Origin of the sequence: Pseudomonas sp. PHC1 (assembly GCF_046487845.1) — a bacterium.
GTDB lineage: Bacteria > Pseudomonadota > Gammaproteobacteria > Pseudomonadales > Pseudomonadaceae > Aquipseudomonas > Aquipseudomonas sputi.
On record NZ_JBJXHJ010000001.1, the window covers coordinates 523,571 to 547,892 of the forward strand.

20 protein-coding genes are annotated in these 24,322 nt (G+C 61.7%); 13 read left to right on the forward strand and 7 right to left on the reverse strand.

The features are described from left to right. Window positions 1-21 precede the first annotated feature (21 nt). Window positions 22-2,775 carry a response regulator gene (locus tag ACKJSM_RS02395; protein ID WP_410236532.1) on the reverse strand — a complete coding sequence of 918 codons (2,754 nt, stop codon included), beginning with the start codon at window positions 2,773-2,775 and terminating at the stop codon, window positions 22-24. A 216-nt stretch (window positions 2,776-2,991) separates the two neighbouring features. Here ACKJSM_RS02395 and ACKJSM_RS02400 point away from each other — a divergent pair, with 216 nt between their 5' ends. From ACKJSM_RS02400 to ACKJSM_RS02435, 8 genes are all read left to right on the forward strand, one after another. Further along, entirely contained in the window at window positions 2,992-3,714 is a 723-nt protein-coding gene (locus ACKJSM_RS02400) for a response regulator transcription factor (protein WP_339487418.1), read from the forward strand. After that, on the forward strand, window positions 3,701-5,125 hold the full coding sequence (locus ACKJSM_RS02405) for a histidine kinase sensor domain-containing protein (protein ID WP_410236533.1): 1,425 nt from the start codon (window positions 3,701-3,703) through the stop codon (window positions 5,123-5,125). Before ACKJSM_RS02400 ends, ACKJSM_RS02405 begins: the two co-directional genes overlap by 14 nt. Before the next feature lie 182 nt (window positions 5,126-5,307). Then, window positions 5,308-6,330, forward strand: coding sequence for a YhcG family protein (locus ACKJSM_RS02410; RefSeq protein WP_410236534.1), 1,023 nt, complete (start codon window positions 5,308-5,310; stop codon window positions 6,328-6,330). Window positions 6,331-6,439: 109 nt separating this feature from the next. Next, window positions 6,440-7,342, forward strand: coding sequence for a cysteine synthase CysM (cysM, locus tag ACKJSM_RS02415; RefSeq protein ID WP_339487414.1), 903 nt, complete (start codon window positions 6,440-6,442; stop codon window positions 7,340-7,342). Further along, window positions 7,342-8,727: a 23S rRNA (uracil(1939)-C(5))-methyltransferase RlmD gene (rlmD, locus tag ACKJSM_RS02420; RefSeq protein ID WP_410236535.1), complete on the forward strand. Its 1,386-nt coding sequence runs from the start codon at window positions 7,342-7,344 to the stop codon at window positions 8,725-8,727. The genes cysM and rlmD overlap by 1 nt, the downstream gene beginning before the upstream one ends. 88 nt (window positions 8,728-8,815) lie before the next feature. Beyond that, window positions 8,816-11,059 carry a GTP diphosphokinase gene (gene relA, locus ACKJSM_RS02425; RefSeq protein ID WP_410236536.1) on the forward strand — a complete coding sequence of 748 codons (2,244 nt, stop codon included), beginning with the start codon at window positions 8,816-8,818 and terminating at the stop codon, window positions 11,057-11,059. Continuing rightward, window positions 11,056-11,898, forward strand: coding sequence for a nucleoside triphosphate pyrophosphohydrolase (mazG, locus tag ACKJSM_RS02430; RefSeq protein ID WP_236177917.1), 843 nt, complete (start codon window positions 11,056-11,058; stop codon window positions 11,896-11,898). Before relA ends, mazG begins: the two co-directional genes overlap by 4 nt. Before the next feature lie 26 nt (window positions 11,899-11,924). Continuing rightward, window positions 11,925-12,467: a DUF2058 domain-containing protein gene (locus ACKJSM_RS02435; protein ID WP_011335479.1), complete on the forward strand. Its 543-nt coding sequence runs from the start codon at window positions 11,925-11,927 to the stop codon at window positions 12,465-12,467. 99 nt (window positions 12,468-12,566) lie between these two features. Here ACKJSM_RS02435 and ACKJSM_RS02440 read toward each other — a convergent pair whose 3' ends face one another. The 6 genes from ACKJSM_RS02440 to ACKJSM_RS02465 all read right to left on the reverse strand — a co-directional run bounded on the left by ACKJSM_RS02440 (window position 12,567) and on the right by ACKJSM_RS02465 (window position 19,923). Then, the gene (locus tag ACKJSM_RS02440) at window positions 12,567-12,755 is read right to left on the reverse strand and encodes a hypothetical protein (RefSeq protein WP_039772867.1); all 189 of its coding nucleotides are present in this window, start codon (window positions 12,753-12,755) and stop codon (window positions 12,567-12,569) included. Between the two features lie 278 nt (window positions 12,756-13,033). Then, window positions 13,034-14,254, reverse strand: a complete 1,221-nt coding sequence (gene fabB / locus ACKJSM_RS02445) for a beta-ketoacyl-ACP synthase I (RefSeq protein ID WP_007957797.1) — start codon at window positions 14,252-14,254, stop codon at window positions 13,034-13,036. An 11-nt stretch (window positions 14,255-14,265) separates the two neighbouring features. Then, window positions 14,266-14,781 (reverse strand): 3-hydroxyacyl-[acyl-carrier-protein] dehydratase FabA, encoded by a 516-nt coding sequence (fabA, locus tag ACKJSM_RS02450; RefSeq protein WP_003227150.1) that lies wholly within the window; start codon window positions 14,779-14,781, stop codon window positions 14,266-14,268. Window positions 14,782-15,028: 247 nt separating this feature from the next. Then, window positions 15,029-16,930, reverse strand: a complete 1,902-nt coding sequence (locus ACKJSM_RS02455) for an ATP-binding protein (protein ID WP_236177918.1) — start codon at window positions 16,928-16,930, stop codon at window positions 15,029-15,031. Then, entirely contained in the window at window positions 16,927-17,859 is a 933-nt protein-coding gene (locus tag ACKJSM_RS02460) for an ABC transporter substrate-binding protein (RefSeq protein WP_410236537.1), read from the reverse strand. Before ACKJSM_RS02460 ends, ACKJSM_RS02455 begins: the two co-directional genes overlap by 4 nt. Continuing rightward, window positions 17,860-19,923, reverse strand: coding sequence for a TonB-dependent receptor plug domain-containing protein (locus ACKJSM_RS02465; protein WP_373874286.1), 2,064 nt, complete (start codon window positions 19,921-19,923; stop codon window positions 17,860-17,862). A 256-nt stretch (window positions 19,924-20,179) separates the two neighbouring features. Between ACKJSM_RS02465 and ACKJSM_RS02470 the strand changes: the two genes are divergently transcribed. The 5 genes from ACKJSM_RS02470 to ACKJSM_RS02490 all read left to right on the forward strand — a co-directional run bounded on the left by ACKJSM_RS02470 (window position 20,180) and on the right by ACKJSM_RS02490 (window position 24,232). Continuing rightward, a complete protein-coding gene (locus ACKJSM_RS02470) occupies window positions 20,180-21,205 on the forward strand; it encodes an NAD(P)H-dependent glycerol-3-phosphate dehydrogenase (RefSeq protein ID WP_236177921.1) in 1,026 nt (341 codons plus the stop codon). A gap of 18 nt (window positions 21,206-21,223) precedes the next feature. After that, the gene (locus ACKJSM_RS02475; protein WP_236177922.1) at window positions 21,224-21,571 is read left to right on the forward strand and encodes a DUF4389 domain-containing protein; all 348 of its coding nucleotides are present in this window, start codon (window positions 21,224-21,226) and stop codon (window positions 21,569-21,571) included. After that, the gene (sixA, locus tag ACKJSM_RS02480) at window positions 21,568-22,020 is read left to right on the forward strand and encodes a phosphohistidine phosphatase SixA (RefSeq protein WP_236177923.1); all 453 of its coding nucleotides are present in this window, start codon (window positions 21,568-21,570) and stop codon (window positions 22,018-22,020) included. The genes ACKJSM_RS02475 and sixA overlap by 4 nt, the downstream gene beginning before the upstream one ends. A gap of 81 nt (window positions 22,021-22,101) precedes the next feature. After that, entirely contained in the window at window positions 22,102-23,757 is a 1,656-nt protein-coding gene (locus tag ACKJSM_RS02485) for an AMP-binding protein (RefSeq protein WP_410236538.1), read from the forward strand. Between the two features lie 31 nt (window positions 23,758-23,788). Continuing rightward, a complete protein-coding gene (locus tag ACKJSM_RS02490; RefSeq protein ID WP_410236539.1) occupies window positions 23,789-24,232 on the forward strand; it encodes a hotdog fold thioesterase in 444 nt (147 codons plus the stop codon). The last annotated feature ends 90 nt before the right edge of the window (window positions 24,233-24,322 follow it).

Here is a 24,322-nt window from a genome sequence, read left to right on the forward strand (position 1 = left end):
GTTGATCGGCATTGCCGTGGATCAGGCGCTGATCTTCGCCTGGGCCGCCAGACGATTGATCGCCCGTTCCAATTCGTCCAGCGCGGTCGAGGCCTTGGGGTCCTGCTGCTTGAGCAGGGTTTCGCTGCGCTGGCAGGCGGCGCGCAATTGCGGCACACCGCAGTAGCGAGTGGCGCCATGCAGGCGGTGCACCCGTTCGAGCAGAGCGTTCTGATCCTGATGGTCGCGGGCGGTGCGGATGGCTTCGCGGTCGGCCTCAAGTGAAGCCAGCAGCATCGCCAGCATGTCCGCCGCCAGATCCGCCTTGCCGGCAGCCAGGCGCAAACCTTCTTCGTGATCGAGAATCGGCAGTTCCTGATGGCCCAGCAGGCTTTCACTGCCACGGTCTGGCGCCTGATTGCGCAGCGCCAGGCCAGTCCACTTCAGCACGACCTGCGCCAGTTGCCGTTCGCTGATCGGCTTGGTCAGGTAGTCGTCCATGCCGCTTTGCAGCAGCGCGCGTTTTTCATTGGCCATGGCGTGAGCGGTGAGGGCGACGATCGGCAGCGGCGTGCAATGCCGCTCGCTTTCCCACTGGCGAATCGTTTCGGTGCTCTGGCGTCCGTCCATGCCGGGCATCTGCACATCCATCAGCACCAGATCGAAGCTTTCGCTCTGCACCGCCTTGACCGCGGCGTAACCGCTTTCCACGGCCAGCACCTTGGCGCCCATGTCTTCGAGCAGCGTCTGCACCAGCAACAGGTTGGCCGGGTTGTCGTCCACGCACAGCACTTTCGGCGCACGGCTCGACAACGGTTCACCCGGTTCGCTGCGCGGCTGGCGTGGATTGACCATGTCCGACAACGCCCGGCGCAGTTTGCGGGTGCAGGCCGGTTTCGATTGCAGCTGGCTGTGGGGGTTGGGCACGGACAAGTGATACAGCGTCAGTTCGGTGGTCGGGCACAACACCAGCACTCGGCAACCGAGGTGCTCAAGGTCCCAGATGTGCTGGTTGAGGCGTTCTGGCGGCATGTCGTTGCTGGTGATGCCGAGCACGGCCAGATCGATGGCCTGATCGGTCTGATGGGCGCCGGTGACCCCATTGGTCAGGCTTTCCAGGGTATTGAACGGCGTGACGTCGAGGCCGCAGTCTTCCAGTTGATGCTGCAGGGCCTGACGCGCCAGTTCGTGGTTTTCCAGCACCGCCACCCGGCGCCCGAGCAACGGTGCGGCGGGCAGGTCTTCGGCGTCGTCGCGGGTCTTGGGCAGGTTCAGACTGATCCAGAATTCCGAACCTTCGCCCGGCGTGCTGTCGACACCGATTTCGCCGCCCATCTGTTCGATCAGGCGCTTGGAAATCACCAGCCCCAGACCGGTGCCGCCGGGTTGGCGCGACAGCGAATTGTCGGCCTGGCTGAAGGCCTGGAACAATGCGCGCACGTCCTGGTTCGACAGGCCGATGCCGGTGTCTTGAATGCTGATGCGCAACTGCACGCTGTCGTCGTTTTCTTCTTCGAGCATGGCGCGGGCGACGATCGTGCCTTCGCGGGTGAACTTGATCGCGTTGCTCACCAGGTTGGTCAGGATCTGCTTGAGGCGCAGCGGATCGCCGACCAGCGACAACGGTGTGTCGCGGTACACCAGACTCACCAGTTCCAGCTGCTTGGCGTGGGCGGCGGGGGCGAGGATGGTCAGGGTGTCCTGCAGCAGGTCGCGCAGGTTGAACGGAATATGGTCGAGCACCAGTTTGCCGGCCTCGATCTTCGAGAAATCGAGGATCTCGTTGATGATCCCCAGCAGGCTGTCGGCGGACTTTTCGATGGTGCCCAGGTAGTCGAGCTGGCGCGGGGTCAGTTCGCTTTTCTGCAACAGGTGGGTGAACCCCAGAATGCCGTTGAGCGGCGTGCGGATCTCGTGGCTCATGTTGGCGAGGAATTCGGACTTGATCCGGCTCGCTTCCAGCGCTTCCTTGCGCGCCAGGTCCAGTTCGATGTTCTGGATCTCGATGGTTTCCAGGTTCTGGCGCACGTCTTCGGTGGCCTGATCGACGCTGTGCTGCAATTCTTCCCGGGCGTTTTGCAGGGTGCCGGCCATGCGGTTGATACCGGACGCCAGTTCATCCAGTTCCTGACTGCCCAACGGCGGCAGACGGGTTTCCAGGTGACCGTCCTTGAGCTGCGCGACGGCCTGTTTGATCTGGCTCAGCGGGCGGTTGATCGTGCGGCCCATGCGCAAGGCCAGCAATGCGGCGCCGGCCAGTCCCGCGCCAATCAGCAACAGACTGGCGAACAGGCTCCGATAGCCGCGCAGCAACATGCCGTTGTGCGACAGCTCCAGTTCGACCCAGCCGAGCAGGCGGTCGGACTCTTGCGGGATCAGCTCGCCGGCGAGGTTGCGGTGTTTGCCGAAGACCGGCAGCAGATAGCGGGTGGCGTCGTTGCCGCTGCGTCGCAGCAAGTGCGCGCTGTCGCCGCTCGGCGCCTGATTGAGCATGGTCGGGCCGGCGTGGGCGAGGGGAGAGCGGTCGGGCCCGAGGAAGGTCACGGCGCGCACGTCCGGTTGTTCGAGGGACTGGGTGGCGATGCGCTCGAGCAGTTCGGCATCGCCGTGGCCCATGGCCGGTGCCACCAGCGGGGCCAGTTGCTCGGCAATCATTTCGCCGCGCTGCATCAGTTGGGTTTGCAGGTCGGACTGCTGCGTCCAGGTGAAATACCCGCCCAGCACCAGTGCCATCAGGCTGGTCGGCAACAGGGTCAGCAACAATACGCGACCTTTGATTCCCAGTTTCTTGAGCACGCCTTTCTCCTGCATCCCGCTGATCGTTGACTCACACGTGCGTCCGGCACGCGGTATCGGCGCAGTGTAGCGATTTGCTCAGGGACATTGTCGGGAAAAATGATGTCGTTGTTCTTCACTTGGGCACCTGTCATCTGTCCGACAGGTCAAGCTTGGGTTGCCGGGCGCCGGGCAATCTTGAATAATCGCCCAACTGAGAATTATTTGCAGATAGTCATGACTCTTGTCTCTATTGGCCAACCCCGCATTCTTTCCATCGAAGACGATCCTGTCCTCGGTGCCTATGTCCATGAACAATTGGGCCGCAGCGGTTTTCAGGTGACCTGGTGCCAGAACGGCAGCGAAGGCCTGAGCATTGCCCGGCGCCAGCCGTTCGATGTGGTGTTGATGGACATTCTGTTGCCGGGGCTCGACGGTCTGAATGTCCTGACCCAACTGCGTCAGAGTCATTCCACCCCGGTGCTGCTGATGTCGGCGCTGGGTGCCGAAGCCGACCGCATCAGCGGATTCCGTCTCGGCGCAGACGACTATCTGCCCAAACCCTTCAGCATGGCCGAGCTACATGTGCGGATCGAGGCGATCCTGCGCCGGGTCGCCCTTGACCGTCGCCCGGCGGCCGTGGTCCCGGTGGTGCCGGTCGGCGGGCTGCGTTTCGACGACGAGCAGTGCGAGGTGTTCTACCGCGATCAGCCCGCCGGCCTGACCCGCAGCGAATACCGCCTGCTGGAAACCCTCAATCGCAACGACGAGGAAGTGCTGAGCAAGGCCTTCCTTTATCAGCACGTTCTGCAGCGCGGATACGCGGCCCATGATCGCAGCCTTGATATGCACATCAGCCAGATCCGCCGCAAACTCAAGTCGGTCGGTTACACCGAGCGCGAAGTGCGCACGGTGTGGGGCAAGGGTTACGTCCTGAGTGCCGTCGATGAAAGTGTCTGACCTGCCGGGCCGGCACTCGCTGTTCTGGAAACTCGCCTGCCTGCTGGTGGCGTTCTGTCTGTTGATGATCTGGCTGAGCTGGTCCTGGGGCTGGTATATGGAACAGCGCAATCAGTTCCTCTCCGATGACGCCCGTCGCACCCTGAGTCGTTATGCCGCTGAGGCGGAGCGCGCCTGGCAGCAAGGCGAGCGCGATGGTATCGATAGCTGGTTGCAGAGCATGGAGCTGCGCGAAGCTGGCTGGGTCGGCGTGATCGGCGGCAATCTGCAGTCGCTGGGCAGTCAGCCATTGAACGCTCAGGAGCTTCAGCGCCTGACCTTCCTGCGAGGCCTTGACTGGCCGATTCACAAAAAGGGCCGGCCGTGGCTGCGGGTACCGTTCCCCGTTGATCCGACCGCGGGCAGCCTGGTCATCGAGTTGCCCGAGCGATTCCTGCCGGGGAAATATCGGGTGTTCTGGCGAGTCATCACCAATGGTGTGATTCCCGGTCTGTTCACCTTGCTGCTGTGCGTCGGCCTGTATCGCCTGCTGGTGGTGCCGCTGAACAATCTGCGCGAGCAGGCCAATGCGTGGCGTGCCGATCAATTGAATGTGCGGTTGTCCAGCGGCATCACCCAGCGCCCCGATGAGCTTGGCGAACTGGCCCGTGCCTTCGACTCGATGTCCGAACGCCTGCAATCCACCGTGGCCCTGCAACAACAGCTGTTGCGCGACCTGTCCCACGAATTGCGCACGCCCCTGAGCCGGTTGCGGGTTGCCAGCGAAAGCGAGCAGCAGTTGCAACCGCTGCGCGAACGTATCGGTCGCGAAATCGACGTGATGCAGCGGCTGGTGGAAGACACCCTGCAACTGGCCTGGCTCGACACCGAACGCGCCCCATTGCCGGACGAAGCGATCCAGATTCAGGCGCTGTGGGAAATGCTCACGGAAAACGCCTGCTACGAAAGCTGCTATCCGGTGGGGCAGTTGCAGTGTGGCGTCGACGCTTCCTGCTGGGTGCGCGGCAATCTCAACACCCTGGCCCAGGCCCTGGAAAACATTCTGCGCAATGCGATTCGACATTCGCCACCGGGCGGCATCGTGCGGCTCGACGGTCGGCGGGATGGCGACTACTGGCACCTGTGGCTGGAGGACGAAGGTGGCGGCGTGGCCGAAGCCGATCTTGAGCGGATCTTCTCGCCCTTCATTCGACTCGACGGCTCGCGGCCGGGGGATGGTGGGTTTGGTCTGGGGCTGAGCATCGCGAGGAACGCGGTGCAACGCCAGGGCGGAATCTTGTGGGCCGAGAATGGGCCATCGGGATTGCGGCTGAATCTGCGGTTGGTGGCGGATGACAGTGTTGTCGCTCCCGACGCCATCGCTGGCAAGCCAGCTCCCACAGTTGGCATGAGCCGCCCGCAACCCGTGTGAAAAGCTCCGTTCTTTTGTAGGAGCGAACCTGCACGCGATGAAGTCTTCATGGTTGCCTTTTGGCTCTTTTGTCGGAGCAATCTTGAGTTTTTGTACGATGTTTCCTAAGGGTAATGGGCGGTAATTTCACGCTTCCTTGAACGTTTAAGCTCAGGCTTCAAATGATCCTCAAGGTGTCTTGCATGACTGCCCCCGGCGTTTCCGACAACTCATCCTGCGACCGTTTCAATGAAGTGCTCGCGCTGATAAACAGTGCCAAGCACCAGGCTATTCAGGCGGTCAATACCCGGCTGATCGAGTTGTATTGGCAGGTCGGCGCCCATATCAGTCGCAAGATTGAACTGGCTGAATGGGGCGATTCGGTCGTCGGTCAATTGGCTGAACATCTGGCCCGGACGCAGCCGGGGTTGCGCGGTTTTACCCGTTCTAACTTGTTTCGCATGCGCCAGTTCTATGAGTTTTACCGCTGCGAAGAAAAAGTCGCGCCACTGGCGCGACAATTGTCCTGGTCGCATAACGTGATCATTTTCAGCCAAAGCAAACGTCCGGAAGAACGAGAGTTCTACTTGCGGATGGCCGTCCAGGAAAAGTGGTCGAAGCGTGAGCTTGAGCGCCAATTCAAGGCGGCCCTGTTTGAGCGAAGCGTCACAGAACCGGCAAACGTCTCCGCAGTCCTGAAGCAGACTCATCCATCTGCACTCGAGATTTTCCGCGATTCCTACATGGTCGAATTCCTCGACTTGCCGGGCGCTCACGCCGAAACGGATCTTCATCAAGGGTTGCTGTCGCGCCTCAAGGAGTTCCTGATCGAGTTGGGCCGTGACTTCTGTTTTGTTGGTTCCGAATATCCTTTACAGGTGGGTGGGCGGGATTTCGCCCTGGACTTGCTGTTCTTCCACCGCGGTCTCAACTGTCTGGTGGCGATCGAGCTCAAGGTCGGGCGCTTCGAGCCGGAGTATCTGGGCAAGCTCGACTTCTATCTGGAAGCGCTGGATCGAAATGCGCGAAAACCCCACGAAAATCCCGCTATCGGCGTGTTGCTCTGTGCCAGCAAGGAAGATGAAGTGGTGGAGTACGCGCTCAATCGCAGCCTTTCACCCGCACTGATTGCCGAATATAAGGTGCAACTGCCGGACAAGCAGCTTCTCCAGGCCAAACTTCATGAGTTCTATGCTTTGAATGTTGCGCAGTCAGAGGAGGCTTAAACTGACGCCTTATTCCGATAAGCCATAAGCACCACACTTTGCGTGATATGGCCTGCGCAGGTTTGCCGGTATGATAGGCGCCCCCGCAGTCCGGATTGCGAAAAACGCCATGACCTTGCAGTACCCAACCATCGCCGATTGCGTCGGCAACACGCCGCTGGTGCGTTTGCAGCGCCTGCCCGGTGTCACCAGCAACACCCTTTTGCTCAAGCTCGAAGGGAACAACCCGGCGGGTTCGGTCAAGGATCGTCCGGCGCTGTCGATGATCACCCGCGCCGAGTTGCGCGGGCAGATCCACGAAGGCGATACGCTGATCGAAGCAACCTCGGGCAACACCGGGATCGCCCTGGCGATGGCCGCCGCGATCAAGGGTTACAAGATGATCCTGATCATGCCGGACAACTCCAGCGCAGAACGTAAGGCGGCGATGACCGCTTACGGCGCAGAGCTGATTCTGGTCAGCCAGGAAGAGGGCATGGAAGGCGCTCGCGATCTCGCCCAGCGGATGGAAGCCGAAGGCCGTGGCAAGGTGCTGGATCAGTTCGCCAACGGCGACAATCCTGAAGCGCACTACACCACCACCGGCCCGGAAATCTGGCGTCAGACCCAGGGCTCCATCACCCATTTCGTCAGTTCCATGGGCACCACCGGCACCATCATGGGCGTGTCGCGCTACCTCAAGGAGCAGAACGACAACGTGCAGATCGTCGGCCTGCAACCGATGGAAGGCTCGGCCATTCCCGGCATCCGCCGCTGGCCGCAGGAATACCTGCCGAAGATCTATCAGGCCGACCGCGTCGACCGCATCGTCGACATGGCGCAAAGCGAAGCCGAGGATGTCACCCGGCGCCTGGCCCGCGAAGAAGGCATCTTCTGTGGCGTGTCCTCGGGCGGTGCGGTGGCAGCGATGCTGCGCCTGTCCAGAGAAGTTGAAAACGCGGTGATCGTCGCGATCATCTGCGACCGTGGCGACCGTTACCTGTCGACCGGCATTTTCGACGCGCCCCACTGATGGCCAAGCATGAGAGAGGCCTGCGCTTCCAGCCCACCGGCGGCAGCAAGGCCGCGCAAATCCCGACCGGCAAAAAGCAGCGCCTGAGCATCGAGCGCCTGGCCAATGACGGTCGCGGCATCGCGTTTTTTGAAGGCAAAACCTGGTTCGTCCTCGGCGCCCTGGCGGGTGAAGAGGTCGAAGCGCGGGTGCTCGGTGCCCACGGCAAAGTGGTCGAGGCGCGCACCGAGCGCGTGTTCACCGCCAGTCAATTGCGCCGTCCCGCACCTTGCCAGCACGCCGGACGTTGCGGCGGTTGCAGCGTTCAGCATCTGCCCCACAACGAACAGCTTGCCCTGAAACAGCGCATGCTCGCCGAGCAGTTGTCGCGAGTCGCCGGTGCCGAGCCCCAGGAGTGGGCGGCGCCGTTGACCGGTCCCGAATTCGGCTACCGTCGCCGCGCCCGGATCGCCGTGCGCTGGGACAGCAAGGCCAAGACGCTCGAAGTCGGTTTCCGCGCCGCCGGCAGCCAGGACATCGTCGCGATCAGCGAATGCCCGGTGCTGGTACAGCCCTTGCAACCGATCATGGCCCGTTTGCCGGAGATGCTTCGGCGCTTGAGCAAGCCTCAGGCGCTGGGGCATGTCGAATTGTTCAGTGGCTCGTCACTTGCCGTCCTGCTGCGTCACATGGCGCCGCTGTCCGAGGCCGACCTGACGATCCTCAAGGATTTCTGCGCGTTCCATGAAGCGCAACTCTGGCTGCATGGCGAAGGCGAACCGCAGCCGGTGGATGATGCACAGTCGCTCGGTTACCGCCTGGAACAATGGAATCTGCAACTGGCTTACCGGCCGGGGGATTTCATCCAGGTCAACGCCGGGGTCAATGAGGCCATGGTCGCCCAGGCGCTGGACTGGTTGAAACCGACGAGCGATGAGCGCGTGCTCGACCTGTTCTGCGGCCTGGGCAACTTCGCCCTGCCGCTGGCGAAAGCCGCGCGTGAAGTGGTGGCGGTCGAAGGCGTGCAGACCATGGTCGATCGCGCGGCGGCCAATGCTGCTAGCAACAATTTGCATAACACAAAGTTTTTTCAGGCCGATTTATCCCAGCCTTTGACCGATGCCGAGTGGATCGGAAACGGCTTTTCTGCGGTACTCTTGGACCCACCGCGCGACGGTGCTTTCGAGGTGGTGCGCAAACTGGCGACCCTGGGCGCCAAACGGCTGGTGTACGTGTCGTGCAACCCTGCAACTCTGGCGCGCGATACGGTCGAATTGATCAAGCAGGGCTACCGGTTAAAACGTGCCGGGATTCTCGATATGTTTCCTCAGACGGCACATGTCGAGGCCATGGCGTTATTTGAAGCGAGCCAGGATGGCTCGTCTGATCCGACTGGTCGTCCGTAGCGCTCGCCTTGGCCCCGCGAGCGCGAACGGGCATTGACGGTCAGTGATTTGACGCATTGAATCTGCGTCGTAGGGAAGGTAAAGCAAGATGGTACAGGTGAGAGCACACCAGCCGATCAACACTGACGGCAGTATCAATCTCGAGGCTTGGCTCGATCATGCGGTCAGTGTCGATCTGGCACTGGATCGCGAAGCCTTGAAAGAGGCCTGCGAGTACGCTCGCCAGGCCGAGCAACAGTCCAATGCGGCGAAGAATCTCTGGTCCGAAGGCAGCGGCAGTTTCAGCACCGGCCTCGAGATCGCCGAGATCCTTGCCGACCTCAAGCTCGATCAGGATTCGCTAGTGGCTGCGGTGCTTTACCGTGGCGTACGCGAAGGCCAGATTGAACTCGCAGCGGTCAGCCAGCGCTTCGGCCCGGTGGTCGCCAAGCTGATCGACGGCGTGCTGCGCATGGCGGCGATCAGTGCCAGCCTCAGCCCTCGCCAGTCGATGGTGCTCGGCACTCAGGGCCAGGTGGAAAACCTGCGCAAGATGCTGGTGGCGATGGTCGACGACGTGCGTGTCGCATTGATCAAGCTCGCCGAACGCACCTGCGCGATCCGTGCGGTGAAAACCGCCGACGACGAAAAGCGTAACCGGGTCGCAAGGGAAGTGTTCGACATCTATGCGCCGCTCGCGCATCGACTCGGCATCGGTCATATCAAATGGGAACTGGAGGACTTGTCCTTCCGTTATCTGGAACCCGATCAATACAAACAGATCGCCAAGCTGCTGCACGAGCGGCGGCTCGACCGCGAGCGCTTCATCGCCGACGTGATGACCCAGCTCAAGGACGAATTGCAGGCCACCGGCGTCGAAGCCGACATCAGCGGCCGGGCCAAACACATCTATTCGATCTGGCGCAAAATGCAGCGCAAGGGTCTGGAATTCAGCCAGATCTATGACGTGCGTGCCGTGCGCGTGCTGGTACCGGAAATGCGCGATTGCTACACCGCGCTCGGCATCGTCCACACCCTGTGGCGGCACATCCCGAAAGAGTTCGACGACTACATCGCCAACCCGAAAGAGAACGGCTACCGCTCGCTGCACACGGCGGTGATCGGTCCGGAAGGCAAGGTGCTGGAAGTCCAGATCCGCACCCATTCGATGCACGAAGAGGCCGAACTCGGCGTCTGCGCGCACTGGCGCTACAAGGGCACTGACGTCAAGTCCGGCTCGAACCACTACGAAGAGAAAATCTCCTGGCTGCGTCAGGTCCTCGAGTGGCACGAAGAACTGGGCGATATCGGTGGCCTGGCCGACCAGCTGCGGGTCGATATCGAGCCGGACCGGGTCTACATCTTCACGCCTGACGGTCACGCCATCGACTTGCCGAAAGGCGCGACGCCGCTGGACTTCGCCTACCGCGTGCACACCGAAATCGGTCACAACTGCCGTGGCGCGAAGATCAACGGGCGCATCGTCCCGCTCAACTACAGCCTGCAGACCGGTGAACAGGTCGAGATCATCACCAGCAAGCACGGCACTCCGAGCCGTGACTGGTTGAACCCGAATCTGGGCTATGTCACCACGTCCCGGGCGCGGGCGAAGATCGTGCACTGGTTCAAGTTGCAGGCGCGCGACCAGAACGTCGCGGCGGGCAAGACCCTGCTCGAGCGCGAACTCAATCGCCTCGGCCTGCCGGCGGTGGATTTCGACAAGCTGGCCGACAAAGCCAACATGAAAACCGCCGAAGACATGTTCGCCGCCCTCGGGGCTGGCGATCTGCGTCTGGCGCAACTGGTCAACCTGGCCCAACAACTGGTCGAGCCGGAACGCGGCAACGAGCAGCTGGAACTGATTCCGCGCAAGGCCACCGGCTACAAGCCGGGCAAGCGCGGCGACATTCAGATCCAGGGCGTCGGCAACCTGATGACCCAGATGGCCGGCTGCTGCCAGCCGTTGCCGGGCGATGCGATCGTCGGTTACATCACCCAGGGCCGTGGCGTGAGCATTCACCGCCAGGACTGCGCCTCGGTGCTGCAACTGGCCGGACGCGAGCCGGAGCGGATCATCCAGGTCAGCTGGGGCCCGGTGCCGGTGCTCACCTATCCGGTGGACATCGTCATCCGCGCCTACGACCGTTCCGGTCTGCTGCGTGACGTCTCGCAGGTGCTGCTCAACGAGCGGATCAACGTGCTGGCGGTCAACACGCGCTCGAACAAGGAGGACAACACTGCGCTGATGTCCCTGACCATCGAGATTCCGGGGCTGGACGCGCTGGGGCGATTGCTGGGGCGGATTTCCCAGTTGCCGAACATCATCGAAACGCGGCGTAACCGGACTCCATGAAACCGACCTACAGCCTTGAAGACCTGCTGCACCTGATGAACCGTCTGCGCGACCCGCAGTACGGTTGCCCGTGGGACATCAAGCAGACTTACGCGACCATCGTCCCGCACACCCTTGAAGAGGCCTACGAAGTCGCCGACGCCATCGAGCGCGGCGATTTCGACCACTTGCAGGGCGAACTGGGCGATCTGCTGTTTCAGGTGGTGTATTACAGCCAGCTGGCGCGGGAGGAGGGGCGGTTCGAATTCGCCGGGGTGGTCGACAGCATCACTCGCAAGTTGATCCGTCGTCATCCGCACGTGTTCCCCACGGGCGATCTGTATGCGCCGCTGGACGTGCCGCGTCTGAGCGAAGAGCAGGTCAAGCAGCGCTGGGAGGAGATCAAGGCCGAAGAACGCGCCGAGAAATCCGCCGAGCCGCAGCAACTGTCGCTGCTCGACGATGTGCCTGCTGCGTTGCCGGCTTTGTCCCGCTCGGCCAAGTTGCAGAAGCGCGCAGGGCAGGTCGGTTTCGACTGGCCGGATGCCTTGCCGGTGCTGGACAAGGTCCGTGAAGAGCTCGATGAAGTGCTCGAAGCCATGTCCGAGAATGACCCGCAAGCGGTGGCCGACGAAATCGGCGACCTGCTGTTTTCCGTGGTCAACCTGGCCCGGCATTTGAAGGTCGATCCGGAAACCGCATTGCGTGGCGCCAACGCCAAGTTCGAACGACGTTTCCGTTTTATCGAACAGGCATTGCGCGACACCCACCGACCCATGGAAGATTGCACCCTCGAAGAGTTGGACGCCCTGTGGGGCGAAGCCAAACGCCAGGAAAAGAATTCGCCCAGCTGTGGCTGAGCCGTTGCCCAAGTGAGTAAGCATCAATGAGCCTTTCCCTTCGCGACCAGTTGCTCAAGGCAGGACTGGTCAACCAAAAGCAGGCCAAGCAGGTCAGCAAAGACAAACAGAAACAACAGCGCCTGGCCCACAAAGGCCAGATCGAACTGGATGACTCTCAGCAACGCGCCGCCCAGGAGGCCATGGCCGAGAAGGTCAAGCGCGACCAGGAGCTGAACCGTCAGCAGCAGGAAAAGGCGGAAGCCAAGGCCCGCGCTGCGCAGGTCAAGCAGTTGATCGAGGTCTCGCGGCTGCCGAAGCTGACGACCGAGGATTACTACAACTTCGTCGACGACAAGAAGGTCAAGCGCATCTCGGTCAACACGCTGATGCGCAACAAGCTCAGCAGCGGCTCGCTGGCGATCGTGCACCATGCCGGCGGCTACGAAGTGATTCCTCGTGAGGCGGCCCTGAAGATCCAGGAGCGCGATCCACAGCGCATCGTGCAGCTCAACGAGAAGGTCGAGGAGGTCAATGCCGAGGACGATCCGTACGCGGCCTATGTGATCCCTGATGATCTGATGTGGTAAGCGGGTTTTGCCGGGCTGTGAAGCGGCCCTGAAATGCCCGATAACGACAAACCCCGCACTCATGGCGGGGTTTGTCGTTTTCAATGCTGTGGTTTGGCTTCAGGCGGATTTCCGGTCCCGCTGCTGTTCCTGCAGTTCCAGTTCGGCCTTGTAGTTGTGGGCGTCGATCTCGTTGTGGAACATGCCGACCAGCAAGTCTTGTTGATGCACATCCCAGATCCGTACGCCGGCGGCTACGCCTTCATGGGACATGTGTGAATCGTCGCGTTCAGTTACTTTTACAGTCATCTGCTAGCTCCAAATCTCAAGTTATCTGCAGCAAGGCGTGTGCAGGACTCCGTTATAGAATTTGTTAGTCTGCTAAGTAAACGCCCGATTTGTGCAATGTATTCTTGCGAAATCTGCAACAGCGCTGGAGCCCGCAGAAACCGCGACATTCAGTCGCAGGGCGGTAAGTTGCATGACAAACGTTTCATCTTGGCGCTGCTGAAAATGCTTTTCTCCAGGCGAAAAAAAACGCCCCGAACCAGTCGGGGCGTTTTCATGTGCGGCTTGGCGGAAGGGAATTACTTGCCTTCCCAACGCTTCAGCACGAGGGTGGCATTGGTGCCACCGAAGCCGAAGCTGTTGCTCATCACGGTGTTGATGGTGGCGTTCTCGCGGGTCTTGGTCAGTACCGGCAGATCGGCCACTTCAGGGTCCAGTTCGTCGATGTTGGCCGAACCGGCGATGAAGTTGCCTTCCATCATCAGCATGCAGTAGATCGCTTCGTGAACGCCGGCGGCGCCCAGGGAGTGACCCGACAGGCTCTTGGTGGAGCTGATGGCCGGGGCCTTGTCGCCGAACACTTCACGCACACCTTTCATTTCCGCGACGTCGCCGACCGGAGTCGAAGTGCCGTGGGTGTTCAGGTAGTCGATCGGGGTGTCGACGGTGGACAGCGCCTGCTGCATGCAGCGGATGGCGCCTTCGCCGCTTGGAGCCACCATGTCGTAGCCGTCGGACGTCGCGCCGTAGCCAACGATTTCCGCGTAGATCTTCGCACCACGGGCCAGAGCGTGTTCCAGCTCCTCGACCACGACCATGCCGCCACCACCGGCGATGACGAAACCGTCACGGTCGGCGTCGTAGGCGCGGGAGGCTTGTTCCGGGGTGTCGTTGCGCTTGCTGGACAGGGCGCCCATGGCGTCGAACAGGAACGACTGGCTCCAGTGTTCTTCTTCACCGCCGCCGGCGAACACGATGTCCTGCTTGCCCATCTGAATCTGTTCCATGGCGGTACCGATGCAGTGAGCACTGGTGGCGCAGGCAGAAGCGATGGAGTAGTTCAGGCCCTTGATCTTGAACGGGGTGGCCAGGCAAGCCGAAACGGTGCTGCTCATGGTCCGCGTTACACGGTATGGGCCGACGCGCTTGACGCCTTTCTCGCGCAGGATGTCCAGCGCTTCCATCTGGTTCAGGGTCGACGCGCCGCCGGAACCTGCGATCAGGCCGGTACGCGGGTTGGACACCTGCTCTTCGGTCAGGCCAGAGTCGGCGATGGCGTCTTTCATGGCCAGGTAGGCGTAAGCCGCTGCGTGGCCGACGAAGCGATAGATCTTGCGATCGATCAGCTCTTCAAGGTTGAGGTCGATGGAGCCGGAAACCTGGCTACGCAGACCCATTTCAGCATATTCCGGGTTGAACCGGATGCCAGGGCGGCTTGCACGCAGGTTAGCGGAGACGGTCTCTTTGTCATTGCCCAGGCACGAAACGATGCCCAGACCAGTGATAACGACGCGGCGCATGCGAATAACCCTTAGAAGTTGTCAGTGGAGGTGAACACGCCGACGCGGAGGCCTTCGGCGGTGTAGATTTCGCGACCGTCGACAGTCACCGAACCGTCGGCGATGGCCAGGTTCAGCTTGCCCTTGAGGACGCGCTTGATATGAATGTTGTAGGTGACTTTCTTGGCGGTCGGCAGGACCTGGCCGAAGAATTTCACTTCGCCCGAACCCAGCGCACGGCCGCGGCCTGGCAGGCCTTGCCAGCCCAGGAAAAAGCCGACCAGTTGCCACATGGCGTCCAGACCCAGGCAGCCCGGCATCACCGGATCGCCTTCGAAGTGGCACGCGAAGAACCACAGGTCAGGGTTGATATCCAGCTCGGCGACCAATTCACCTTTGCCGTACTTGCCGCCTTCTTCGCTGATCAGGGTGATGCGATCCACCATCAGCATGTTCGGGGCGGGCAGTTGCGCGTTACCTGGGCCGAACAGCTCACCGCGACTGCAGCGCAGCAGGTCTTCCCGAGTAAAGGCGTTTTGTTTGGTCATGCGAGCTCCTCAATAATCCCATGCGGCAGGTGGGGCAAATCTTCCCGGCCGATCGACGCGTTCATGCCTCGAACCGGCAGCCTACTCATAGACTATTGCGTTGTGGTGAAAGTCACAGCACCAAGGACATGAATGTACACTTGTGCACTGAAATTTTTAATCAAGCCTCTTTTGAGGCCCGTTCGGGTGCCTAAGACTGCCGCACTTTCGCTTTTCACGCCAGTCGCAGATGCTCGAAAGGGCCTCTCTACTGCACCCAGCGCTGCAGAATCTGCTGCAGGTCATTGCGTTTGAAGGGCTTGGCCAGGTAATCGTTCATGCCCGCCGACAGACAGTTTTCCCGGTCGCCCTGCAACGCATTGGCGGTCAGGGCAATGATCGGCACCTGGCCGCAGCCGGGCAGGCGGCGGATCTGTCGGGTCGCCTCGTAACCGTCGATGAGCGGCAGGCGACAATCCATCAGGATCGCTTCGAAACGGCTGTCCCCGGCACTGCGCACCGCCTGCACGCCATCGGTGGCGACACTGACGGTAAAGCCGAGGCTGCGCAGCATGGCTTCGATCACGGTCTGGTTGACCGGGTTGTCCTCGACCAGCAACACGTTGCGTCCTTCGCCGTGACTGGCGCCGTTCAGTGTGCGCGGTGCCGCCAGCGCAGGCAGTGCCTGCTTATATAGAGCCAGGGGTATTTCCAGGGTGAACACCGAGCCGCGACCTTCTTCACTCTGGGCGCGCAAGGTGCCGCCCATCCGCTCGGCGAGGGTGCGGGCAATCGGCAGGCCCAGACCGGTGCCGCCATAGCGACGGGAAATCGAGCTGTCGGCCTGCTGGAACGCGTTGAACATCAGCTCCAGGCTCTCTGACGAAATGCCGATGCCGCTGTCACGCACCGCGCAGGTGAACCACAGCAACTCATGATCCAGCGATTGCCACTGCGCCTCGATACTGACGCTCCCCTGTTCGGTGAACTTCAGCGCATTGCCGACCAGGTTGACCAGAATCTGCCGGATCCGTGTCGGATCGCCCTGTACCTGCAAGTCGCGCATGTCTTCGGGAATCCGCAGTTGCAGGGCCAGTCCGCGTTGCGCGGCGCTGTGCTGGAACGACTGGGCGCAGGCGCCGATCAGGTCGGCGAGGTTGAACGGAATGTGCTCCAGCTCGAGTTCCGAACGCTCGATGCGCGAGAAGTCCAGAATGTCGTTGATCACCTTGAGCAAGTGCTCGGTGGACTCGGAAGCCAGCGCCGCGTACTCGACCTGCTCCTCGGTCATGTCGGTGGTTTCCAGCAACTGCAGCATGCCCAGCACGCCGTTCATCGGAGTGCGCAGCTCATGGCTCATCATCGCCAGGAAATCCGATTTGGCATTGTTGGCCTTTTCCGCCTCTTCGCGGGTCTGGATCAGTTGCGCCATCGCCTGATGCTGCTCGCGGCTGGCCTGTTCCAGCGCCTGGGCCAGGTTATTGATGTGCTGGGACAGGGCGCCCAGCTCGGTGTCATCGACAATCGGCAACGGGGTCTTGTAGTCGCCCTCCTGAATCGCCTTGACGGCATTGCCGATGTCGCGAATCGGCTGTGACAGACTGCCAGCCAGTCGCCGCGCCAGCACAAACGTGAAGAGCAGGGCGAACAACGCGAGAATCCCGGCCTTGAGCAAAATCTCCTGTTGCCGCTGACTGAAGGCATCGTTGGACAGGCCGACGATCACCCGCCCCAGATAATCTTCGCTGGACACGCCGGGGCTGCTCTTGCCGTCCTGAAAGAAATCGTTGTGCAAGGCGATGCGTTGCAGCCGCACCGGCGCCTGGAACACTTCGACCTGATGCGGACGATTGTGCGCATCCGCCGGTTGTTCGACGTAAGCGAGAATCCGGTTGGCGCTGTCCTGCACTTCCAGAAACCGCACGTTCGGCGTGGCCAGCGTGGCCTTGAGCAGACTTTCCAGGACTTCGTTGTTGCCGGAAATCACCCCGTATTCGGTGGCCGGTGCAAGCTGGTTGGCGATCAACTGGCCGGTGTGGTTCAGTTCCTGACGCAAATCCTGAATGCGTACGAAGGTGAAAAAGCTGATCAGCAGCAAGGTCAGCAACAGCGCAGGGCCCAGGCTGATCAACTGGGTGCGGGTGTTGATGTCCCAACGGCGGAAAATCATGGGCGGCGCTCTCCTTCGGCCAGCTCTGCGGCAACAGACGCTTCATTGATCGGTTCTATCCCTAAGGAACGAGCCACCTGCGCATTACTTGAGACTTTGAAACGCCCGGGGTAGAGCGTGCGCGGCCAGGTGGCCGGTGGCCGGTCCAGCAGTTCGTCGAGCACAGCCAGCCAATCGTTCTGATCGCTGTAGGCACTGGCCAGACTACCGGCACGGACGAACGCGACATTCGGCCCGACCAGCGCCAGTTGCCGAGAGTAACTGCTGAGCAACAGGTTCTTCGCGGTTTTCGGGTTGTACAGATCGGGGTCGTCGAGGCCCAGCAGCACGTCGCTGGCTTTGAGTACAGTCTGCAAGGGGCGGCTGTCGTGGGTGTTGTCCCAGCGTTGCGGGACGATTTGCAGATTCAGCGGCTGGGCGGCCGATTGCAGCTCCTTGAGCAGGAACTCACTGTGCTGATCGAACAGCACGCCGACTCTCCGGGCCTGGGGCAGAATCCGCCGGATCAATTGCAACTGACGACTCAGCGGCGGATCGGCCCACAGCAGGCTCAAGTGGGACGGTTGCGCGTCGCCGAAGCGTTGTCGGGCCTGCAAGCGGCTGATGCGCAGGACCAACGTCGCCGGGCCCTGGGATTCGTGCATGCGCCAGTCAAGGCTCGGCAGATCCAGCAGGATCAGGCGCAGACTCGACGGCAACTTGCCCGGCGCCGGCAGGCTGGCCAGCGGCTGGAAATGCACGCGGTCGGTGGGGCGCAGCTCGCTCAGGGCCTGGACGAACGATTGCACCCCGGGGCTTTCTTCGGCGCCAGTCAGAAGAATGTCGGCCGCCTGCACCGCCATGCCATGCAGCCACGCTGTCAGGAACAGACAGAGCCCGGCCAGCGATTGGCCGAGCGTTGGCATCTTCCGTGACATGGCGTAACGCATCTAGAACTCCAGCTCGGCGCTGAAATACACCACGCGGCGTTCGTCGTAATTGTTGTCGACGAAGGTGGTCGGCTCATGGTCGAGGCGTTGTTGCAGCACGCCGGCCAGTTGCAGTTGGGCCTTGCCCAGGGCGATGCGTTTAGCGATCCGCGTGTCGACCCGCTCGAAGCGGTAACCGTTGAGCGCGTTGTCACCGTAATAGAAGAGGGCGCTGTTCCAGCCGTGGCCCCAATCGCGCAGCCAGCCTGCCGAGCCGCTGTTGCGCGCGGTGAATTGCTGATCCAGCGGATTGCTCGCCTCGGCGTCGACGAAGGCATAGGTCAGGCGCAGCCGATCGGCTGTACTCAGGCGCCAATCCAACTGGGTTTCGGTACCGCGAAAGCGCGAATCGTTGGCGTTGCTGGCGATGTACTGATTGTTGCGCAGCGGCTCGCTGATCATCCCGGTGATTTCGTCGTAGAACAGTTTCACGTCCAGCGCCAGGCCCCACTCCGGGAAGTAGCCGTTGTAGCCCAGTTCCCGCGAGCGCATGTGTTCCTGGTCGAGATCGCCGGGGCCCCGGGTCTTGACGAAGTAGCGGGCCGAAGACTGGCCATAGGCGGCGGGCCGCAGGTTGGTCACCTGATAACTCCAGTTGACGTTGTTCTCGAACATGTCCGGCGAACGGATGGCTTCCGAATACACCGCGCGCAGGCTGTGGCGCGGGTTGAACAGGTAATTGACCGCAAACCGCGGCGTCAGCGAGCTGCCGATCAATTGCGTGTCTTCGAACATGGCGCCGCCCTGCAACAGCCAGTGTTCGCTGGCGCGCCATTCCAGCTGGCCGAAGGCGCGCCAGGTGGTGTCGTCCAGCGTGCCGTTGAAATAGGTCTCGGAATCGGCCCGGTCGTAACGATAGTTCAGGCCGCTGACCAGACGCAGGCTATCGGACAGGCTGAGGGTGTCCTGCAATTCCAGGTCGTAGCGCGATTCCCGGGCACTCTGGTCGATGTCGCCGCACAGTGTCTGGCGCGCGCCGTTGCGCCACTGATCCAGCACCTGATTGGCCAGGGTCATTTCCTGCGGCGTACCGGCGGGGGCGCCGGGGCCGGTGAACAAAGTCATGTTGCGGGCCAGGCGTTCGGTGTAGTTCGGGTTGAGTTGCCACAGCTCGGTCAATTGCGGGCTGAACGACACTTCGGCGTCGCAGGCGCGCCAGGTCTGCTGGCGATCCCAGTGTTGCGCCGAGCCTTGCACGTAAAGGCTGTGATCGGGATTGAGGTCCAGATTCCAGCGCACCGAACCGGCGTAGTCCTTGGCAACCACGTCGGAATTGTTCCCGGCAGCGGTAATCCCGGAGAACACCGGTCGGTAGGTGTAAGGCCGTTGATTGGTCCCGTCCTTGGCGTTGACCTGCCAGTCCAGACTCTGGTTGTCGCTCAGGGTCTGGCTGACCGCGAGGCTGAAGCGGTTCAAGCGGCGGTTGTCGCGGTAATCGGCGCCGGTACGGTCACTGTCGAAGCCGTCGTCTTCCTGGCCAGACAGCGACAGACGCAGGTCGCCGCCATTCCAGCCGGTGCTCTGGCTGGCATAGAAGTCGTTGATGCCGCGCTGGCCGCGCGTCAGCTTCAGTCGTGTGCCGTGGCTGTCCGCCGGGTTGCGGGTGATGATGTTGACCACTGCCATCAGCGCGTTGGCGCCGTAGCTGACGGTGTTCGGCCCGCGAAAGACTTCGATGCGCTCGATGTCTTCCATGGCCACCGGGATGTCGCTCCAGTCCACGGTCGCCAGACCGGCGCGGTACACCGAGCGGCCGTCGATCAATACCTGCATGCGCCGGGCTTCGCTGGCGTTGGTCCCGTGGTAGTTCACCGCCGCCTGATTGCCGCTGATGTTGCCGACCATCATCCCCGGCACCAGGCGCAGCAGTTCACTGATGTCCCGGGCACCGCTGGCGGCAATCAGTTCGCTGTCGAGCACGGTCATGCTGCCCGGGACTTCCGCCGGTGACTGTTTCAGGCGGGTGGCGGTCAGGATCTGCGGCAAGGCCTCACTGTCGACGAACAGGTCGTCCGCCAGCAGCATCGGGCTGAACAGCAGCGCCAGCAGCAGGGACGAACGCGGGGAAGGGGGGCCAGAAAACACGACGCAGCCTTGATAGCAAAGAATTGGCGCGCATGTTAACCGAGGTCGACGACTTTTCCAGTCACGTTGCAGGCATTTTCCTCGGTTTTATTGGTCTTCTTCCTACAAGTGCGGGTAATTGACGCCGGGGCTGTCCGAGAAGGGGACGCTCCGTATAATGCCGGCATCGCCACTGGTATGGATTAACGGATTACATATGACTGAACAGCGCCCGATTGCGGTCCTGGGAGGCGGAAGTTTCGGTACCGCCGTGGCCAATCTGTTGGCCGAGAACGGCCATCAAGTCCGGCAGTGGATGCGTGACCCCGAGCAGGCCGAGGCCATCCGGGTCAATCGAGAGAACCCGCGTTACCTCAAAGGCATCAAGATTCTGCCCGGCGTGACCGCGGTCACCGACCTGCAGGAAACTCTCGACGCCTGCGATTTGTGTTTCGTCGCGCTGCCGTCCAGCGCGCTGCGCACGGTGTTGGCGGCGCACGCCAATCGTTTGAGCGGCAAGATGTTGGTCAGTCTGACCAAGGGCATCGAAGCTCACACGTTCAAACTGATGAGCCAGATTCTCGAAGAGATCGCCCCGCAGGCGCGCATCGGCGTGCTGTCCGGGCCGAACCTGGCGCGGGAGATCGCCGAACACGCACTGACCGCCACCGTGGTCGCCAGCGAAGACGAAGAACTGTGCAAGGCCGTGCAGGCTGCGCTGCATGGCCGGACGTTCCGCGTCTACGCCAGCGCCGACCGTTTCGGCGTGGAGCTGGGCGGGGCACTGAAAAACGTCTACGCGATCATCGCCGGCATGGCGGTGGCGCTGGAAATGGGCGAGAACACCAAGAGCATGCTGATCACCCGCGCCCTGGCCGAGATGACCCGGTTTGCGGTGAATCAGGGCGCCAACCCGATGACCTTCCTCGGTCTGGCCGGGGTCGGCGACCTGATCGTCACCTGCTCATCGCCGAAAAGTCGCAACTACCAGGTCGGTTTCGCCCTTGGCCAGGGTTTGAGCCTTGACGAAGCGGTGTCGCGCCTGGGTGAAGTGGCCGAAGGCGTCAACACCCTGAAAGTGCTCAAGGCCAAGGCCCAGGAGGTCGGCGTGTACATGCCGCTGGTCGCTGGCCTGCATGCAATCCTGTTCGAAGGGCGCACGCTTGAGCAGGTCATCGGTCTGCTGATGCGTGCCGAGCCGAAAACCGATGTCGACTTTATTTCCACCAGTGGTTTCAACTGATTCAGCAGGGAGCAGGCCATGAACGATCCGAAAACCGAAGCCAAATATGAATCCATTCTCCTGCGGGTGTTGTGGATGATTGTTTACATCCTGGTCTGGCAGGTGGCGCAGTTCATCCTCGGCGCGCTGGTGCTGGTGCAGTTGATCTATCGTTTGATCTATGGCGCCCCGAGCGCCAGCCTGATGAATTTCGGCGACAGCCTGAGCCAGTTTCTGGCGCAGATCGGCCGTTTCGGCAGTTTCCACAGCGACCAGAAACCCTGGCCGTTCGCCGACTGGCCGGCGCCACGTACCCCGGAAGGTGAAGCGCCACACGTTGTCGCGCCGGCACCACATCCGGCCCGGGATGAGGAACCCAAGCTATGAAACTCTGGGTATTGCGTCACGGTGAGGCCGAGCCCTACGGCTCGCGCCCCGATTCCGAGCGGGAACTGACCGACCACGGTCGCCAGGAAGTGTTGAGCAGCGCGGCCCGTTTGATGGGCCAGCCGCTGACGGCGATCTATGCCAGCCCGTACCTGCGGGCACAGCAGACGGCGCAACTGGTGCGCGAAGCGCTGGGATTCGAGCCGGAGATCCGCACGGTGGAGTGGCTGACCCCGGAAACCGATCCGGACAAGGTCGCCGAGCAACTGGTGTCGGTGAGCAACGTGCTGCTGGTCAGCCACAATCCTCTGATAGGTAATCTGCTCAGCTACCTGCAACACGGTGCGGGCTATCCGCCGGAAAAGGTCAGCACCGCCGGGCTGGCCGAGCTCGAACACAGCGAGTTGCTGATCGGCTCGATGACGCTCAACAGCCTTAAACATCCCTGAAATTTTTTGTATGAAATACTCAACCAAGCACTTGCTTGGTTGACTACGCTTGCTCCAGACCAAAAAACAGGAGCGAGTCGAATGTCTTCCGCCTTCCGTTTGCCGCTGGACGTGTTTTACGAACGCGAGGCCCGGCACCCGCGTCAGCGTTTTCTGGTGCAGCCGATCGGCGGCGGGCAAGTCGAGACACTGACCTGGGCCGACGTCGGCCATCAGGCCCGCTGTGCCGCGCATTGGTTGCGCTCCCGGGAGTTGCCGCCAGGCAGCCACATCGCCCTGATCTCGAAAAACTGCGCGCACTGGATCATCGCTGACCTGGCGATCTGGATGGCCGGGCATGTCTCGGTGCCGCTCTATCCGAACCTCACCGCCGAATCCGTGAATCAGGTGCTCACCCACTCGGAAAGCGTGCTGGCGTTCATCGGCAAGCTCGATGACTGGCCGGGCATGTCAGCGGGCGTACCGGCCGGCCTGACCACCGTCAGCCTGCCGCTGCATCCGCCGGGCACGTTCGATTTCAACTGGGATGACCTGCAACGCAGCTCGCCGATCCAGGACGACCCGCGTCCCGCCACCGAGCAACTGGCGACCATCATTTACACCTCCGGCACCACCGGCCTGCCCAAGGGCGTGATGCACAGTTTCGCCAATCTCGGTTTCGCGACGACGCGCGGCACGCAACTGTTCGGGCTCAATGAGAGCGACCGGCTGCTGTCGTACTTGCCGCTGTGTCATGTCGCCGAGCGGATGTTCGTCGAACTGGCGTCGATCTATACCGGTCAGACGGTATTTTTCGCTGAAAGCCTCGACACCTTTCTCGACGATCTCAAGCGGGCGCGGCCGACGGCGATGTTCGGGGTGCCGCGGATCTGGACCAAGTTCCAGATGGGTGTCTACAGCAAGATCCCGGCGAAACGCCTGGATTTGCTGCTCGGTCTGCCTTTCATTGGCAAACGGATCGGCCACAAGGTGTTGGCGGGGTTGGGGCTGGATGCCCTGCGTGTGGCGTTGTCCGGTGCGGCACCGGTGCCGCTGACCTTGTTGCGTTGGTACCAGAAGCTGGGACTCGACGTGCTGGAGGTCTACGGCATGACCGAAAGCTGCGGTTATTCGCACATCTGCCTGCCGGGGCAATACATGGAGGGTTGGATCGGTCGGCCATGTCCTGACGTGGAAGTGCGGATCGATGAGTCCGGCGAAGTGCAGGTGCGCAGCCAGGCGAACATGCTCGGCTATTTCAAGGAGCCGCAGAAAACCGCTGAGACCCTCACCGAAGACGGCTTCCTGCGCACCGGCGACAAGGGTGAGCAGGACGCCGAAGGGCGTTTGCGCCTGACCGGGCGGCTCAAGGAAATCTTCAAGACCAGCAAGGGCAAGTACGTCGCCCCGGCACCGATCGAAAACCGGCTGGCGGTGCATTCGCGGATCGAGCAGGTCTGCGTGGTCGGCGATGGCCTGAGTGCGCCGCTGGGGTTGTGCGTACTTTCCGCCGTGGGCCGGGAAGAGCCCCGCGCGCCGCTGCATTCGAGCCTGGAAAAACTGCTGGAGGAGGTCAACGCCGTGCTCGACAAGCACGAGCGCCTGCGTCGGCTGGTGGTGGTCAAGGACAGCTGGGCGGTGGAGAACGGGTTCCTCACGCCGACCCTGAAAATCAAACGCAACATTATCGAAGACACCTACGGGGCGCGTTTCGAAGAATGGAGCGAGCGCAGCGAGGCGGTGCTGTGGCAGGATTGAGCGTCGATCAAAACAACAAAGGAAGCCTGCGATGACCTTGTGGCGCACCACTCCGAACATCGAGCAGTTGAACGCAATCCAGAAAAACACCATCGGCGAAGTGCTGGACATCCGCTTCGAAGCTTTCGACGAGGAATCGCTGACGGCCAGCATGGTCATCGACCATCGCACCCATCAGCCTTACGGCCTGCTGCATGGCGGCGCCTCGGTGGTGCTGGCCGAGACCGTCGGCTCAATGGCCAGTTACCTGTGCATCGACGCCAGCCAGTTCTATTGCGTGGGCCTGGAAATCAACGCCAACCACTTGCGTGGCCTGCGCAGCGGGCGGGTGACGGCGGTGGCCAAACCGATCCACATTGGCCGTACCACCCACGTCTGGGATATCCGTCTGACCAGTGATGAAGGCAAGGCCAGCTGTGTGTCGCGCCTGACCATGGCAGTGGTGCCGCTGGGAGAGCAACCGCCGGCGCGTTGATGGCCGAACCGTCATAGCCCTGACCGGACTGTCATCATTCCTGGCAGTTACGGTCATTGCTGTGAGACGCCGTCTTACGGACAATCAACG